Origin of the sequence: Neoaquamicrobium sediminum (genome assembly GCF_013240295.1) — a bacterium.
GTDB lineage: Bacteria > Pseudomonadota > Alphaproteobacteria > Rhizobiales > Rhizobiaceae > Aerobium > Aerobium sediminum.
This window is the reverse complement of sequence record NZ_JABETK010000004.1, coordinates 83,550-98,455: the sequence shown is the minus strand read 5'-3', so window position 1 is coordinate 98,455 and position 14,906 is coordinate 83,550. Positions and strand designations below refer to the sequence as shown.

Here is a 14,906-nt window from a genome sequence, read left to right as displayed (position 1 = left end):
GAGCCGGACTGCGGCACCACTCACCGGCTTCTCCTCGCGTTGTCGACAAGCATCATCAGCAACAGGCAAAGGACGCCGAGAAAGAGCGCAAGCCCTGCGGCGTCCTCGGTTCTATAGCTGCCCATGCGCGCCAGCAGCAGATAGGGCAGGGTCTGCACCGAATCGGAGCCGAACAGGGCAATCACCCCGAGATCGCCAAGCGACAGCGCCATCGCGAAGGCGAGCGCCATCAACATCGGGCGGCGGATGGACGGCCAATCCACCAGGCGGAAGCGGTTGACGCCCGAAATGCCGAGCGAGGCGCACAGCCTTTCGTGGCGTGCGCTGGCCGCGTCGTAGGCGGGTCTGATCGCCCGGATTGCAAAAGGCATCGCCATTACGGCGTTGACGGTTATCACCATGATGGGGGCGACCGCAAAGACATTGCCGCTCTGGCGAAGCAGGATGAACCAGCCGGCACCGACGACTATAGGCGGCACGACGAGCACGAAGCCGGCGCCGGTGTCCAGCAGGCGCTCAAGCAGGGACGGTGATGCTGACGACGATCTGCGCAATTCCACCGCACGCCGGGCCATGGTGAGCGCCAGCGAGAGCGCAACGGAAAGCAAGGCCGCGATAAGCGCCAGCACTAGGCTGGTCATGGTGGCCGCGTGCACTGCCGGGTCTGCTGCCAGCCGCGCAAGGTCTGCGCGCAGGCCTGCGATGACCGTCGCGGCAAGCGGCCCGGCAACGAAGAGCAGGGCCGCAAGGATGAGCGCGCCATTGGCGACCTGCTCGAACTTTCCAGTCACGACGGGTCGGCGGGGGCGACCGGAAGGTTTGCGTCGCCCGTCATGTTTGCCCCGAGCCGGATCAGTACCGCTACGACTGCCGCCGTGAGGACGATCTGCAGCGCCGTCAATGTCACCGCACGAGCGGGGTCGAAATCGAAGCGCAGTGCCTGGTAGATCGCGACCTCCAGCGTCGTCGCGCGCGGGCCGCCGCCCAGCGTCAGCACGATGGTGAAGGAGGTTACGCAGAGCATGAAGACAAGGCCCGCGACCCCCGGCAACGCAGCGCGCAGCACCGGCCATTCTATGAGCCGGAAGCCGGTTCGGGCGCCGATGTCCAGTTGAGCCGCAAGTCGCCACTGGTCGGCGGGAATGGTTTCGAGCGCCTGCAGGAACAGCCGCGCCGCCAGCGGCAGGTTGAAGAAGACATGGGCAACCAGAATTCCCGAAAGTCCGTAAATGCCCTGCCAGCGCGAACCGGTCGCGGCGGTAAGGACATCGGCGAAAAGCCCCGCGCGGCCGAGCAGCGCCAGAACGCCGAGTGCTGCGACGATGGCGGGCAGCGCCAGCGGCAGCGCGAACAGCCGCAGGACGAGGCCGCGACCGGGAAAGGCGGGGTGGCGCGCAAGCGCTCGCGCAACCAGCATCGCCGGCACGACGGAAAGAACCGTCGAAAGAACCGCCTGCCACAAGGTGAAACGAACGATCCGCAGGAGGTAGGCATTGAACGCGGAAAGCGCGCCCGACCAGTCGGAAAGCGCTTCCCACGCGAGGCCCGCAAAGGCCCCGCCGATCAGCACCGCGATCGCCGTTAGAGCGGAAATGCCTGCCAGAATGCGGCGGTCGACTGTCATTGAGGGTTCAGCGGCTCATCACGGCAAGCCACTCGTCGACCCAGCGCTGTCGGTTCTGGGCGACCTGCTCGGGCGTGAACGCGAGCGTTTTGGAAGGCTCGACGAGCGTGTCGAAGACCGGGTTGAGCGGTCCTGAGGTTTCGCCGGCCGGGAACATCCAGTTGGTCTCGGGGATCGCATCCTGGAAACCAGGTCCGGTCATGAATTCGAGGAACTGGGCGGTCAACGGGTTCTCCGCGCCCTTGAGCGTCGCGCCGGCAACCTCGACCTGCAGGTAGTGTCCCTCCTCGAAACTTGCGGCCTTGTAGCGCTGGCTGTCCTCCGCAATCTCGTGATAGGCGGGCGAGGTAGTATAGGAGAGGACCATGCCTGCCTCGCCGCTAGTGAACAGGCCGTAGGCCTCGCTCCAGCCGGGCGTTACCGTCAGCACGCGCTGGCCGAGTTTCTCCCAGGCGGCCTGCGCGTCGTCGCCGTAGACAGCTTTCACCCACAAAAGCAGGCCGAGCCCGGGCGTCGAGGTGCGCGGGTCCTGGATGACGATCTTCTCCTCAGGGTCGCCTTCGACCAGTTCCTTCAGGCTTGCCGGGGGCGTCGCGATCGCCTCGGTGTCGTAGACGAAGGCGAAGTAGCCATAGTCGAACGGCACGAACATGTCGTCGTTCCAGCCGCCCGGCACATCCACGCGTTCGAGCGAAATACCGTGTGGCGCGAACAGACCTGTCTCACGCGCCTCATAGGTGAGGTTGGTGTCCAGCCCCAGAACGATGTCGGCCTGCGTGCCGCTGCCTTCGAGCTTGAGGCGGTTCAGCAGCGCCACGCCGTCGGCCACCGCAACGAATTCCAGGTCGCAGCCGCATTCGGCCTCGAATGCCTTCTCGACGACCGGGCCGGGGCCCCATGAGGCGGTAAAGCTTTCATAGGTGTAGACGGTCAGCTTCTCCTGAGCTGCGGCCGGCACAGCGGCGAGACCCAGCGAAGCGGTGAGGATGATGAGAAAACGGTCGCGCATCGGCGCCTCCTTGGTTTGTGTTTCAAGGGAAATCAGGCGCTTTGGCTGCAGCGTCTAATCCCTCCGCCGGTATGAGCCGGATCAGGTTCAGCGGGTTGGCAGGGTTGCCCCATCATGCCTCTCAGCCGGTCCGCATTGGTCGCGTCCGGCACCCCGTTAGAGCGGTTCCAGAAATAGGGCTGCGCGCGAGGCTAGGCAAGCGATTGTTTGGCGGACGCGATGCAAGGCGCTTTCGCTTCATCGGGCTCGCGTGATAGAGGCGACGCGCATGACCCGCTTCGCCATCCTTCTTGGCGGCGACCTCGTCGCCACGCCCCGGCTTGCCGGCCAACTCGAACATGCCCGGGTGATTGCTGCCGATTCCGGCATCCGCCACGCAAGCGTGCTTGGCATCGTTCCGGAATTGTGGACGGGCGATTTCGATTCCGTCGACGACACGCTGAGGCAGACGCATGGCGACGTGCCGACCGAGATATTCTCTGCCGACAAGGACAAGACCGACGGCGAACTCGCCATCGATGCCGCGCTGGCCCGTGGCGCTGACGAGCTTATCCTCGTCGGGGCGTTCGGCGGCGCGCGTGCCGACCACGCCTTCCTGCATCTTGCGGCCGCTTTGCGGCTGTCCGAAGGGGGCACACGGTGCCTGTTGACCAGCGGCCAGCAGGAGGGAACGCCGCTTCTGCCTGGCACCGCAAGGAGCTTCGATTACGAGAACGGGACGCTGTTCAGTGTGTTGCCGTTCTCCGACCTCGAAGGGCTTACGCTATCCGGTGCGAAATGGCCGCTTTCCGACCGGTCTGTGCCTTTCGGCTCGTCGTTGACGCTCTCGAATGAAGTGCGGGGCGACCTGAGCGTGAAGCTCCAGTCCGGTCGCGCCCTTCTGATCGCCCATCCTGTTTCCTATTTCCGCATGTGACGATGGCTCCACCGCTTCTTACCCTTGACGGCATTCGGCTGACCTTCGGCGGCACTCCGCTGCTCGACGGCGCTTCGCTCTCGGCATCTTCCGGCGAGAAGATCGCGCTTGTGGGTCGCAACGGATCGGGCAAATCGACGCTGCTCAAGATCGCGGCCGGCATGGTCGAGCCGCAGGACGGCGAGATTTTCCGGCAGCCGACAGCGACTGTGCGCTATCTGCCGCAGGAGCCCGATATGGACGGCTACGCGAGTGTGCTTGCCTATGTCGAGGCCGGCCTGGGGCCGGCAGACGATCCGTATCGCGCCACCTATCTGATCGAAAGCCTCGGGCTTTCGGGCGACGAGCGGCCGGGCACGCTTTCCGGCGGCGAGGCGCGGCGTGCCGCGCTCGCCCGCGTCATGGCGCCGGAACCCGACATTCTGCTGCTCGACGAACCGACCAACCACCTCGACCTGGCCACCATCGAATGGCTGGAAGGCGAACTGCAGCGCACGAAGTCGGCGCTCATCATGATTTCGCATGACAGGCGGTTTCTGGAACGCGTGTCGCGGGCGACAGTGTGGCTGGATCGCGGTACCACGCGGCGGCTCGACAAGGGGTTCGCGCATTTCGAGGAATGGCGCGACCGGCTCCTGGAGGAGGAAGAACTGGAGCAGCACAAGCTCGGCCGCCAGATCGAGCGCGAGGAACACTGGCTGCGTTATGGCGTGACCGCACGGCGCAAGCGCAACATGCGCCGGCTTGGCGAGCTCCATTCGATGCGCGAGCGATTTCGTGGAACGCGTGGGCCCGAGGGTGTCGCCTCGATGTCGGCAGCCGAGGGTGCGGAGTCCGGCAAGCTGGTCATCGAAGCCCGCAATATCGCCAAGAGTTTTGGGTATCGCGCTGTCGTGCAGGATTTCTCGACGCGTATCCAGCGAGGCGACAGGGTAGGCCTCGTCGGACCAAATGGAGCCGGCAAGACCACACTCCTGAAGATGCTGATCGGTACGCTGGAGCCGGATGGCGGCAGCGTGCGGCTTGGGGCCAATCTGGAGATCGCCGCTCTCGACCAGAAGCGCGAACTCGACCCATCGGAAACGCTGGCTCACTATCTCACCGACGGCCGGGGTGACAGCCTCGTGGTCAATGGCGAGGAAAAGCACGTCGTTTCCTACATGAAGGACTTCCTGTTCAAGCCGGAGCAGGCGCGGACACCCGTGCGCGAGCTTTCGGGCGGGGAGCGGGCGCGGCTGGTGCTGGCGCGCATCCTGGCGCGGCCTGCCAACCTGCTGGTGCTTGACGAGCCGACCAACGACCTCGACATGGAAACGCTCGATCTGCTGCAGGAGCTGGTTTCCGGCTATCCGGGAACCGTGCTTCTCGTCAGCCACGACCGCGACTTCCTGGACCGAACTGTTACGAGCGTGATTGCCCCCGACGGTGAGGGGCGCTGGATCGAATATGCCGGCGGATATTCCGACATGCTGGCGCAGCGCGGCGGGCAGGCACTGCAGGACCGCGCGCGTGCCGCGAAGAAGGAGCCTCGGGAGAAGAAGGAACCAGTCGCGAACGAGCCTCGGGCATCTGCGCGCAAGCTTTCCTACAAGCAGAAATTCGCGCTCGACAATTTGCCGAAGCAGATTGCGGAAACCGAGGGCAAGATAGCTGTTCTCGAAGGCAAAATGTCGGATCCAGCCTTCTACACAAAGGACCCTGACGGCTTTTCGAAGGTTGCGGGACAGCTCGAAGGCCTGCGGGCCGGCCTCTCCACCATGGAAGAGGAATGGCTGGAGCTGGAGATGCTGCGGGAGGAGATCGAGGGCTAGTTGCCGAGCACACTCCATGCGCATATAACATGCACATGGAGTGTGCTCATGCTAACCAAGTCTCCGAAACGCAAATCCGTCAACCTTTCGATCGACGTCGACATTCTGGCCGAAGCCAAGGCTTTGAATGTGAACGTCTCGCGTGCCGCTGACGCCGGTATCGCCGAAGCTATAAGCAAGCGCAAAGCCGAGCTCTGGCTGCAGGAGAATCGCGAGGCAATTGAAGAGAACAACAGATATTTCGAGGAACACGGTCTCCCGTTCTCGGAATATCGCGGTTTCTGATGGCGCGGTATGATGTCTATCGCGATCCTCGGGGCAGCGAAAACCTGCTTGTGAGCATCCAGGCAGATATTTTCGACGGCCTCGACACCAGGATGGCCATTCCGCTACTGCCCGAACACCCACACCGAACACCGTTGAAGAAGCTCAATCCGATCTTCGTCGTCGACGGGAAACACTACGCTCTCTATACGCAACACATGCTTGCAGTTCCCGTGTCTGCGCTCCGTGACCGCATTGCCAATGTAAGCGACCGGCGTGATGAAATCACCGCCGCGCTCGATATGCTCTTCCAGGGGTTCTGAGATCGGCGGCCATGAGGGGCTATCCGCGCAATGCCTGCGGGTCGACCTTTCGACTGACTGACCCGAGGCGGGTCAGGCGGGCAGGCCGTCGGCGTTCAGCTTTGCGGCAAGGCCTTCCATGCGCTCGGCCAGATTGGCGAGCGCGCCGGTGAGTGCCGCATCGTTCTTGTCAGCCTTGGTCAGCGCGTCGTCGCGCGTCTTGCGCAGCGTGGCGATCTCGCTCTCCATGCCTTTCATACGCTTCTGCAACTCGGCAAGTTCGTCCATCACCATGATGCCGGCCATCACGGTCAGGCGCTGGTCGCCGATCTCTCCGAAAGATCCCTTCAGATGTGAGACATAGCGGTCGAAGCGCGTCGCCAGATCGGTCAGGTGTTCTTCCTGCCCTTCATCGCAGGCCATGCGGTATGACTTGCCGTCGATCGTCACCGTCACCTGCGCCATGGGCCTGTCCTTTACCTGTCGAGTACCGCGCGGATAGTCTCCATCGCCGCCACGAGCCGGCGCGAGACCTCCTTGTTGGCTTCTTCCAGCCGTTCGGCGCGGGCTTCAGAACTATCGAGTTCCTGAGCGAGGCGGGCTCGGTCGGCGTTCATGCGCTGCACTTCCGCTTCGGCATCGCCATATTCCTGCTCACGCTCGAATCGTGCGGAAACCGCATCTTCGAGCGTCTCGATCGCCTTCCCGAGGCGGGCAATTACTTCCTTGAGGGTCGCTTCCCCGGTCATGGTATCCGTTCCAGCCCCTGAGATGGTGCCGAATCGCGCGCTTTCCCAGCGCGTTAGCCGTGAAACATTAGGCAGCGTGCGAAGCGGGCGTCAACGCGGCGCTCGCGACTATCCCCTTTAAACGCACTCGCAAGGAACGGGAAAGCGCTGCAAGCCTGCGGACAGAAGCCGTGTCAACGTTGACTCGGGGCGCGCGCCTGCTATGTGTCCCCTCGCTTTCCGGGCCGTATCCGGCCCTTTTCTTGCGCGGGACGACAAGCGAGCGATCATGACCACACGCGAAATGCACGACCGCATGGCCAATGCGATCCGTTTCCTTTCCATGGATGCAGTCGAGAAGGCCAATTCGGGCCACCCCGGTCTGCCCATGGGCGCGGCCGATATCGCGACCGTGCTGTTTTCCCGCTATCTGTCCTACGATCCGCAGAAGCCTGACTGGGCCGATCGCGACCGCTTCGTGCTGTCGGCCGGCCACGGTTCGATGCTTCTCTATTCGCTGCTCTACCTGACCGGCTACGAGGACATCGACCTCGAGCAGATCAAGCATTTCCGCCAGCTCGGCTGGCGCACCGCCGGCCATCCGGAATGGGGCCATGCCGCCGGCATCGAGACCACCACGGGGCCGCTCGGCCAGGGCCTTGCCAACTCTGTGGGAATGGCGCTTGCGGAGCGCATCATGAATGCGCGCTTCGGCGACGACCTAGTCGATCACTACACCTATGTGCTGGCCGGCGACGGCTGCCTGATGGAAGGTATCAGCCAGGAGGCAATCTCGCTTGCGGGCCATCTGAAGCTGAACAAGCTGATCGTCATCTGGGACGACAACAACATCTCCATCGATGGCGCGATCTCGCTGTCCGACTCTACCGATCAGTGCAAGCGTTTCGAAGCCTCCGGCTGGAACACGACGCGCGTAGACGGCCACAACCCGGATGCGATCGCCGCCGCGATCGAGGCGGCCCGCAAGTCGGACCGGCCGACGCTGATCGCCGCCAAGACGACGATCGGCTATGGCGCGCCGACGCGCGCCGGCACCAACAAGGCGCACGGTTCGCCGCTGGGTGCGGAAGAGATTGCCGGCGCGCGCAAGGCGCTGGGCTGGGATGCGGAGCCCTTCGTGGTGCCATCCGATGTTCTGGATGCCTGGCGTGTTGCCGGGCTGCGCGCTGCCAAGGAGCGCAAGGAATGGGAAAAGCGGCTTTGCGCCGCCGACGCATCCACGCGCGCCGAGTTCGAACGGCGCATGCGCGGCGACCTGCCGCAGGGTTTTGACCAGCTCATCGTCGACTACAAGAAGAAGCTGGTCGAAGACAAACCCAAGGTCGCGACCCGCAAGTCGTCAGAAATGGCGCTTGAAGTCATCAACGCCCTGGTCACCGAAACTATCGGTGGCTCGGCGGACCTGACCGGCTCCAACAACACCAAGACCAGCCAGACCGGACCGATCAAGCCGGACGACTATTCCGGTCGTTACGTCTATTACGGCATTCGCGAGCATGGCATGGCGGCCGCTATGAATGGCATGACTCTGCACGGCGGGGTCATCCCTTACGGCGGCACCTTCCTTACCTTCTCGGATTACGCGCGGCCGGCGATGCGTCTGGCATCGCTGATGGGCATCCGCTCGATATTCGTAATGACCCACGATTCCATCGGTCTTGGCGAAGACGGGCCGACCCACCAGCCGGTCGAGCATCTGGCGGCGCTGCGCGCGATCCCGAACCATTACGTCATGCGTCCGGCAGACGCGGTCGAGGCTGCCGAATGCTGGCAGATCGCGCTCGAATCCACCAAGACGCCGTCCACGCTTACGCTGACCCGGCAGAACCTGCCGACCGTGCGCACCGAGCATGCGGTCGAAAACCTTTCTGCTCGCGGCGCCTACGAACTCGCCGGAACCAATGGCGATGCAGCCGTGACGATCTTTGCGACCGGCTCGGAAGTCGAGATCGCGCTCGCCGCTCGCGCCGAACTCGAGAAGCGTGGTCACCGGACACGGGTCGTTTCCGTGCCGTGCATGGAAATCTTTGCTGCGCAGAGCGACGAGTATCGGGCCGGTTTGATTGGCAATGCGTCGGTCAAGATCGCGATCGAGGCCGGCGTGCGGCAGAGCTGGGACGCGATCATCGGTTCCGACGGACTTTTTGTCGGCATGAGCGGCTTCGGCGCCAGCGGCAAGATCGAGGATCTCTACAAGCACTTCGGCATTACTGCCGAGGCCGCGGTCGAGGCCGTCGAAAAGCGGCTCGCGAGCGCCTGAGCCGGGGCAGGCGCACCGCGCCTGTTCTGTGCTAATCGGTTTTATCCCGGCTGACGCTGGATTCTTCCGCGCCGCGCCGCTATGGAAGCGCTGCCTTGGCGGCGGGCCTTGCGCCATGCCGCCGAAACACGCTTTCGAAGCCTCCTGGGAGACCGCCTCATGACCGTAAAAGTCGCAGTTAACGGATTTGGCCGCATCGGCCGGAACATCGTCCGCGCCATCTATGAGAGCGGCCGCAAGGACATCGACGTCGTTGCCATCAACGATCTCGGGCCGGTGGAGACCAACGCACACCTGTTGCGCTACGACAGCGTGCACGGCAAGTTCCCCTCCGAGGTGAAGGTCGATGGCGACACGATCTCCGTTGGCTCCGACTCCTTCAAGGTGTTCGCCGAGCGCGACCCCTCCAAGCTGCCGTGGGGCGAACTGGATGTGGATATCGTGCTTGAGTGCACGGGCATCTTCACCTCCAAGGAGAAGGCGTCCGCGCACCTGACCGCCGGCGCCAAGCGCGTCATCGTCTCGGCGCCTGCCGACGGCGCCGACCTGACGGTGGTCTACGGCGTGAACCACGACAAGCTCACGAACGAGCATGTCGTGATCTCCAACGCTTCCTGCACCACCAATTGCCTCGCGCCGGTCGCCAAGGTCCTCAACGATGCCTTCGGCATCGAAAAGGGCTTCATGACGACGGTTCACGCCTACACGGGCGACCAGCCGACGCTCGACACGATGCACAAGGACCTCTACCGCGCCCGCGCGGCAGCGGTGTCGATGATCCCGACCTCGACCGGTGCCGCCAAGGCCGTCGGCCTCGTTCTGCCGGAACTCAAGGGCAAGCTCGACGGCGTGTCGATCCGCGTGCCGACCCCGAACGTCTCGGTCATCGACTTCAAGTTCGTGCCGAAGCGCAAGGTCACCGTCGAAGAGGTGAACGCGGCGCTGGTGGCGGCGGCGGACGGCCCGCTCAAGGGGATCCTCGCCTACACCGACGAGCCGCTGGTTTCGATCGACCTCAACCACAACCCGGCATCGTCCACTTTCGCGCTCGACCAGACCAAGGTCATCGAAGGCGACCTCGTGCGCGTGATGTCGTGGTACGACAATGAGTGGGGCTTCTCGAACCGCATGGCCGATACGGCTGTCGCGCTGGCGAAGACCATCTGATCGCGGTACGGGGAACGACGATGACAGGCTTTCGCACGCTCGACGAGGCAGAGGTTTCGGGCAAGCGGGTACTCGTCCGCGTCGACCTCAACGTACCCGTCAAGGACGGACAGGTAACCGACGCGACCCGCATCGAGCGGGTCGCGCCAACGATCACCGAACTCGCAGACAAGGGCGCGAAGGTCATCCTTCTCGCCCATTTCGGTCGCCCGAAAGGCGAGCCGAACCCGGAAATGTCGCTTGAGCCTATTGCCGCGGCGACAGCCGGCGTGCTCGGCCGAAAGGTGGCTTTCGCGGCCGATTGCATCGGCGAACGGGCTGCTGAGGCAATTGCGGCCCTTGCCGATGGCGACATCCTGCTTCTGGAAAACACCCGCTTCCACAAGGGCGAGGAAAAGAACGATCCCGATTTCGTCAAGGCGCTCGCCGCCAACGGCGACCTCTACGTCAACGACGCCTTTTCCGCCGCCCATCGCGCGCATGCCTCGACCGAGGGCCTCGCGCACCTGCTGCCGGCCTATGCCGGACGCACCATGCAGGCTGAGCTGGAGGCACTTGAAAAAGGCCTTGGCAAGCCGGTGAAGCCGGTAGTCGCGATCGTCGGCGGTGCCAAGGTGTCGACCAAGATCGACCTGCTGATGAACCTCGTCAAACGGGTTGACGCACTGGTCATCGGCGGCGGCATGGCCAACACGTTCCTCGCCGCGCGCGGCACCGACGTCGGCAAGTCGCTGTGCGAACACGATCTCGCCCCGACGGCCAAGCAGATCATGATCGAGGCCGCGACCGCGGATGCGCGATCGTTCTGCCGACCGACGCCGTCGTGGCCAGGGAATTCAAGGCGAATGCCGCGAACGAAACCATTTCCGTGGAGGCCGTTCCGGCCGATGCGATGATCCTCGATGTCGGGCCGAAGACTGTCGAAGTGGTCAACCAGTGGATCGAAAAAGCGCAGACGCTGGTCTGGAACGGCCCGCTCGGCGCCTTCGAGATCGAGCCGTTCGACGCGGCGACCGTGGCTGCGGCGAAGTTCGCGGCCGACCGGACCAGGGCTGGCAAGCTGGTCTCGGTCGCTGGCGGCGGCGATACGGTGTCGGCTCTGAACCATGCCGGGGTTGCCGATGACTTCAGCTACGTCTCAACCGCCGGTGGCGCCTTCCTTGAATGGATGGAAGGCAAGGAACTGCCGGGCGTGGTGGCATTGGCGAGATAAGCTAATCACGTCATCCCGGCCAAGGGAGCCAGCGACCGCAGAGCCGGGACCCATTGGTCGGAGTATCGTGGAGCACGGCCCGGTTCCGGCGCTGGCGCATACGACCGATGCTGCGCGAACCCGCGGCCCGGCCACGCTGCTCAATGGGTCCCGGCTCTGCGGTCGCTGCGCTCCCTTGGGCGGGATGACGCTTAACGGAGAACGCCCACTTCGCCGTTTACCCTCTTAAACATTTGAAATCGCTTTCAATCGATTCGACCTGCCCGGCTCCATTCCGCTTTCGGACCGCATCTGGTAAGCGGCCTGAAAGGACAATCTGGAGGCACAAGAATGAGCGAACGTCTTGAAAACGGCGCGGCGATGACGGATCAGGCCGCAAACAAGGACGGCTTCATTGCAGCGCTCGACCAGTCGGGCGGGTCCACGCCGAAGGCGCTGAAGCTCTACGGTGTCGAGCAGGGCGCATGGTCGAACGATGATGAGATGTTCGATCTCATCCACCAGATGCGGGCGCGGATCATCAAGTCGCCTGCGTTCACTGGCGACAAGGTGATGGGCGCGATCCTGTTCGAACAGACGATGGATCGCGACATCGACGGCACGCCGACAGCGAAATACCTCTGGGAGAAGCGTGGCGTCGTGCCGTTCCTGAAGGTCGACAAGGGCCTCGCCGACGAGGCCGACGGCGTCAAGCTGATGAAGCCCATGCCGGATCTCGATGCGCTGCTGGAGCGTGCCGTCGCAAACGGCGTCTTCGGCACCAAGATGCGCTCGGTGATCGACGCGGCAAATCCGAAAGGGATCGCTGCGGTCGTTGCCCAGCAGTTCGAGGTCGGCCGGCAGATCCTGGGTCACGGGCTCGTACCGATCATCGAGCCGGAAGTGACTATCTCGATCGCCGACAAGGCCGAAGCCGAGGACATGCTGCTTGCGGAAATCCAGAAGCATCTGGACAGCGTGCCGGCCGGCAAGCAAGTGATGCTTAAGCTGACGCTGCCCACGAAGGCAAACCTCTACAAGCCGCTGATCGACGATCCGCGCGTCATGCGGGTGGTAGCCCTTTCGGGCGGGTATTCGCGCGACGACGCGAACGCCAAGCTGAAGCAGAATGCGGGCATGATCGCTAGTTTCTCGCGAGCACTGACCGAAGGGCTTTCGGCCCAGCAGAGCGATGCCGAGTTCGACGCGGCACTTGGCTCGGCGATCGACAGCATATTCGAGGCATCCCGCGCAGGCTGACCGTCCGGTCAGCCGCCGTGGCTTAGCCCCGCTGTCACGACGATCAGGCCGAGCGCAACGACCGCCAGCTTCCAGAAGTCGGCGCGGTGCTTCAGCCCAGGCAGACCCAGCGGCCTGATGATCTGCACGATCATCAGGCCGACGATCACCATCGATAGGATTTTGCTCATGCCGTTCCGGGTTGCGTTGCGATTGCGCCGCGCCCGTTTGAGCAGCATCCTTGACGTCTGTCAAAGTGCGGGCAGCTATGCTTCCTTAGTCAGATGGACGGCAGGAGGCCGTGGCGGATAGAACAGCCCGACAAGCACTGCCAGGGGAGGAAGCATGTCGTCGCGCTATCACGAGGTTTATGCCGGCTGGAAAAGCGATCCCGAAGCGTTCTGGGCGGAAGCAGCCAAGGCGATCGACTGGTTCACGCCGCCCGAGCGCATCTTTGATGCCGAGCAGGGCGTCTATGGCCGCTGGTTCACCGGCGCAACCTGCAACACCTGCTTCAACGTCCTCGACCGTCATGTCGACGGCGGGCGCGCCGGCCAGACGGCCCTAATCTATGACAGCCCGATCACCGGAGCGAAGAAGAGCTTCACCTATGCGCAGTTGCGCGACGAGGTCGTTGCGCTTGCTGCCGTCCTGCGTGAGCAGGGTGTGGCCAAGGGCGACCGGGTCATCATCTACATGCCGATGGTGCCTGAAGCCGTGTTCGCGATGCTCGCCTGCGCGCGGCTCGGGGCCGTCCACTCTGTCGTCTTCGGCGGTTTCGCGGCAAAGGAACTGGCAACACGGATCGACGATGCGCAGCCGAAGCTGATCGTCTCTGCATCCTGCGGTGTCGAGCCCGGCCGCATCGTTGCCTACAAGCCGCTGCTCGACGGCGCCATCGTCATGGCCAAGCATAAAGTTGAACATTGCGTGGTGCTGCAGCGCGAGCAGCAGCCCTGCGATCTCGTGCCTAACCGCGATCTCGACATGGCCGAAGTGACGGCTGCGGCAAAGAAGACCGGCGCCTGGGTCGACTGCGAGCCGGTGGCGGCGACCGACCCGCTCTACGTGCTCTACACGTCCGGCACCACCGGCCAGCCCAAGGGCGTGGTGCGCGACAATGGCGGCCACATGGTCGCGCTCGAATGGTCGATGTGGAACGAATTCGGCGTCAAGCCGGGCGAGGTTTTCTGGGCGGCTTCCGATGTCGGCTGGGTGGTGGGCCATTCCTACATCGTCTATGCGCCCCTGCTTCACGGCTGCACGACGATCCTGTTCGAGGGTAAGCCGGTCGGCACGCCCGACGCCGGCACCTTCTGGCGCGTGATCGCCGAACACGGCGTCGCCGCGATGTTCACGGCGCCCACGGCATTCCGGGCGATCAAGGGGCAGGATCCGAAGGGCGAGTTCGTCGGGAAATAATGATCTCTCCGGGTTCAGGACCCTGTTCCTCGCCGGCGAACGTGCCGATCCGGAAACCATCAAATGGGCGGAAGCGCAACTGGGCGTGCCGGTGATCGACCATTGGTGGCAGACCGAGACCGGCCACCCGATCAGCCAGAACCCGGTCGGGCTCGGGCTTCTGCCGGTCAAATACGGCTCGCCCGCCGTGCCGATGCCTGGGTTCGACGTTCAGGTGCTTGATGATGCGGGGCACGCGGTGCCAACCGGGACACTGGGCAACGTGGTCGTCAAGCTGCCACTGCCGCCCGGCTGCCTGCCGACGCTGTGGAATGCGGACGATCGCTTCCGCAGCGCCTACCTTTCCGAGTTTCCCGGCTACTACAAGACGGCCGATGCAGGGCTGATCGACGAGGACGGCTACCTCTTCATCATGGCCCGCACCGACGACATCATCAATGTCGCCGGGCACCGCCTGTCGACAGGCGGCATGGAGGAGGTGGTTGCCGAGCATCCGGATGTCGCCGAATGCGCCGTTGTCGGCATCGCCGACCCGATGAAGGGCCAGGTTCCATGCGGCTTCGTCGTGCTCAACGCGGGTGTGGCGCGGGAGGGGCCGGAGATCGAAAAGGAGATCGTCGCCCTGGTGCGCGAGCGCATCGGTCCGGTCGCGGCGTTCAAGTCGGTGGTAACGGTCAAGCGGCTTCCAAAGACGCGGTCCGGCAAGATCCTGCGCGGAACGATGCAGAAGATCGCCGACAAGGAAGGCTGGACCATGCCGGCAACGATCGACGACCCGGCGATCCTCGACGAGATCGAGGCCGCGCTGAAGGGCAGGGGCATCGGGGTCTGACCGAAGCGCATGTTCGCAGCGGAAGAGGGGTTCTCATCCTTGCCGTGATGCGGTAGAGAGGCCGCCCTTTCCGGTCATCCCTTCGCCCTGGCGTTTCGTCGCCCTCGGCGAAGCATTGC

At 63.9% G+C, this 14,906-nt stretch carries 11 protein-coding genes, 3 pseudogenes and 1 riboswitch; of the genes and pseudogenes, 9 read left to right on the top strand and 5 right to left on the bottom strand.

What is annotated here, in order from left to right:
- Positions 1-20: 20 nt before the first annotated feature.
- Positions 21-1,624: pseudogene (gene thiP / locus HK436_RS26445) on the bottom strand (thiamine/thiamine pyrophosphate ABC transporter permease).
- 7 nt (positions 1,625-1,631) lie between these two features.
- Positions 1,632-2,633: a thiamine ABC transporter substrate binding subunit gene (gene thiB, locus HK436_RS26440; protein ID WP_173194655.1), complete on the bottom strand. Its 1,002-nt coding sequence runs from the start codon at positions 2,631-2,633 to the stop codon at positions 1,632-1,634.
- Between the two features lie 41 nt (positions 2,634-2,674).
- Positions 2,675-2,799: riboswitch (TPP riboswitch) on the bottom strand.
- Between the two features lie 102 nt (positions 2,800-2,901).
- Between thiB and HK436_RS26435 the strand changes: the two genes are divergently transcribed.
- From HK436_RS26435 to HK436_RS26420, 4 genes are read left to right on the top strand one after another with little or no spacing between them, the layout of a single operon-like run.
- The gene (locus HK436_RS26435) at positions 2,902-3,549 is read left to right on the top strand and encodes a thiamine diphosphokinase (protein ID WP_173194654.1); all 648 of its coding nucleotides are present in this window, start codon (positions 2,902-2,904) and stop codon (positions 3,547-3,549) included.
- Positions 3,550-3,551: 2 nt separating this feature from the next.
- The gene (locus HK436_RS26430) at positions 3,552-5,360 is read left to right on the top strand and encodes an ABC-F family ATP-binding cassette domain-containing protein (RefSeq protein ID WP_173194653.1); all 1,809 of its coding nucleotides are present in this window, start codon (positions 3,552-3,554) and stop codon (positions 5,358-5,360) included.
- Between the two features lie 48 nt (positions 5,361-5,408).
- On the top strand, positions 5,409-5,645 hold the full coding sequence (locus HK436_RS26425; protein WP_173194652.1) for a type II toxin-antitoxin system CcdA family antitoxin: 237 nt from the start codon (positions 5,409-5,411) through the stop codon (positions 5,643-5,645).
- Entirely contained in the window at positions 5,645-5,947 is a 303-nt protein-coding gene (locus HK436_RS26420) for a CcdB family protein (RefSeq protein WP_173194651.1), read from the top strand. Before HK436_RS26425 ends, HK436_RS26420 begins: the two co-directional genes overlap by 1 nt.
- Before the next feature lie 72 nt (positions 5,948-6,019).
- Here the strand turns inward: HK436_RS26420 and HK436_RS26415 are convergent, their stop codons facing one another.
- The gene (locus HK436_RS26415; RefSeq protein WP_173194650.1) at positions 6,020-6,391 is read right to left on the bottom strand and encodes a cell division protein ZapA; all 372 of its coding nucleotides are present in this window, start codon (positions 6,389-6,391) and stop codon (positions 6,020-6,022) included.
- 11 nt (positions 6,392-6,402) lie between these two features.
- Positions 6,403-6,675, bottom strand: a complete 273-nt coding sequence (locus HK436_RS26410; protein WP_173194649.1) for a DUF4164 domain-containing protein — start codon at positions 6,673-6,675, stop codon at positions 6,403-6,405.
- A gap of 268 nt (positions 6,676-6,943) precedes the next feature.
- Here HK436_RS26410 and tkt point away from each other — a divergent pair, with 268 nt between their 5' ends.
- From tkt to HK436_RS26390, 4 genes and pseudogenes are all read left to right on the top strand, one after another.
- Positions 6,944-8,935 carry a transketolase gene (tkt, locus tag HK436_RS26405; RefSeq protein ID WP_173194648.1) on the top strand — a complete coding sequence of 664 codons (1,992 nt, stop codon included), beginning with the start codon at positions 6,944-6,946 and terminating at the stop codon, positions 8,933-8,935.
- 159 nt (positions 8,936-9,094) lie between these two features.
- Positions 9,095-10,102, top strand: a complete 1,008-nt coding sequence (gene gap, locus HK436_RS26400) for a type I glyceraldehyde-3-phosphate dehydrogenase (protein WP_173194647.1) — start codon at positions 9,095-9,097, stop codon at positions 10,100-10,102.
- A gap of 20 nt (positions 10,103-10,122) precedes the next feature.
- Positions 10,123-11,315, top strand: a pseudogene (locus HK436_RS26395) (phosphoglycerate kinase).
- A gap of 330 nt (positions 11,316-11,645) precedes the next feature.
- The gene (locus HK436_RS26390; protein ID WP_244649458.1) at positions 11,646-12,554 is read left to right on the top strand and encodes a fructose bisphosphate aldolase; all 909 of its coding nucleotides are present in this window, start codon (positions 11,646-11,648) and stop codon (positions 12,552-12,554) included.
- A gap of 8 nt (positions 12,555-12,562) precedes the next feature.
- Here the strand turns inward: HK436_RS26390 and HK436_RS26385 are convergent, their stop codons facing one another.
- The gene (locus HK436_RS26385; RefSeq protein ID WP_173194646.1) at positions 12,563-12,724 is read right to left on the bottom strand and encodes a hypothetical protein; all 162 of its coding nucleotides are present in this window, start codon (positions 12,722-12,724) and stop codon (positions 12,563-12,565) included.
- Positions 12,725-12,878: 154 nt separating this feature from the next.
- On the opposite strand from HK436_RS26385, the pseudogene HK436_RS26380 reads away from it, so the two are divergent.
- Positions 12,879-14,787: pseudogene (locus HK436_RS26380) on the top strand (propionyl-CoA synthetase).
- The last annotated feature ends 119 nt before the right edge of the window (positions 14,788-14,906 follow it).

Excerpts from the sequence above, each read along its gene's own strand:
- HK436_RS26435 (WP_173194654.1), top strand. The coding sequence starts at position 2,902 with ATGACCCGCTTCGCCATCCTTCTTGGCGGCGACCTCGTCGCCACGCCC.
- HK436_RS26390 (WP_244649458.1), top strand. The coding sequence starts at position 11,646 with ATGAGCGAACGTCTTGAAAACGGCGCGGCGATGACGGATCAGGCCGCA.
- HK436_RS26425 (WP_173194652.1), top strand. The coding sequence starts at position 5,409 with ATGCTAACCAAGTCTCCGAAACGCAAATCCGTCAACCTTTCGATCGAC.
- HK436_RS26385 (WP_173194646.1), bottom strand. The coding sequence starts at position 12,724 with ATGAGCAAAATCCTATCGATGGTGATCGTCGGCCTGATGATCGTGCAG.
- HK436_RS26430 (WP_173194653.1), top strand. The coding sequence starts at position 3,552 with ATGGCTCCACCGCTTCTTACCCTTGACGGCATTCGGCTGACCTTCGGC.
- HK436_RS26415 (WP_173194650.1), bottom strand. The coding sequence starts at position 6,391 with ATGGCGCAGGTGACGGTGACGATCGACGGCAAGTCATACCGCATGGCC.
- thiB (WP_173194655.1), bottom strand. The coding sequence starts at position 2,633 with ATGCGCGACCGTTTTCTCATCATCCTCACCGCTTCGCTGGGTCTCGCC.
- HK436_RS26420 (WP_173194651.1), top strand. The coding sequence starts at position 5,645 with ATGGCGCGGTATGATGTCTATCGCGATCCTCGGGGCAGCGAAAACCTG.
- HK436_RS26410 (WP_173194649.1), bottom strand. The coding sequence starts at position 6,675 with ATGACCGGGGAAGCGACCCTCAAGGAAGTAATTGCCCGCCTCGGGAAG.
- gap (WP_173194647.1), top strand. The coding sequence starts at position 9,095 with ATGACCGTAAAAGTCGCAGTTAACGGATTTGGCCGCATCGGCCGGAAC.
- tkt (WP_173194648.1), top strand. The coding sequence starts at position 6,944 with ATGACCACACGCGAAATGCACGACCGCATGGCCAATGCGATCCGTTTC.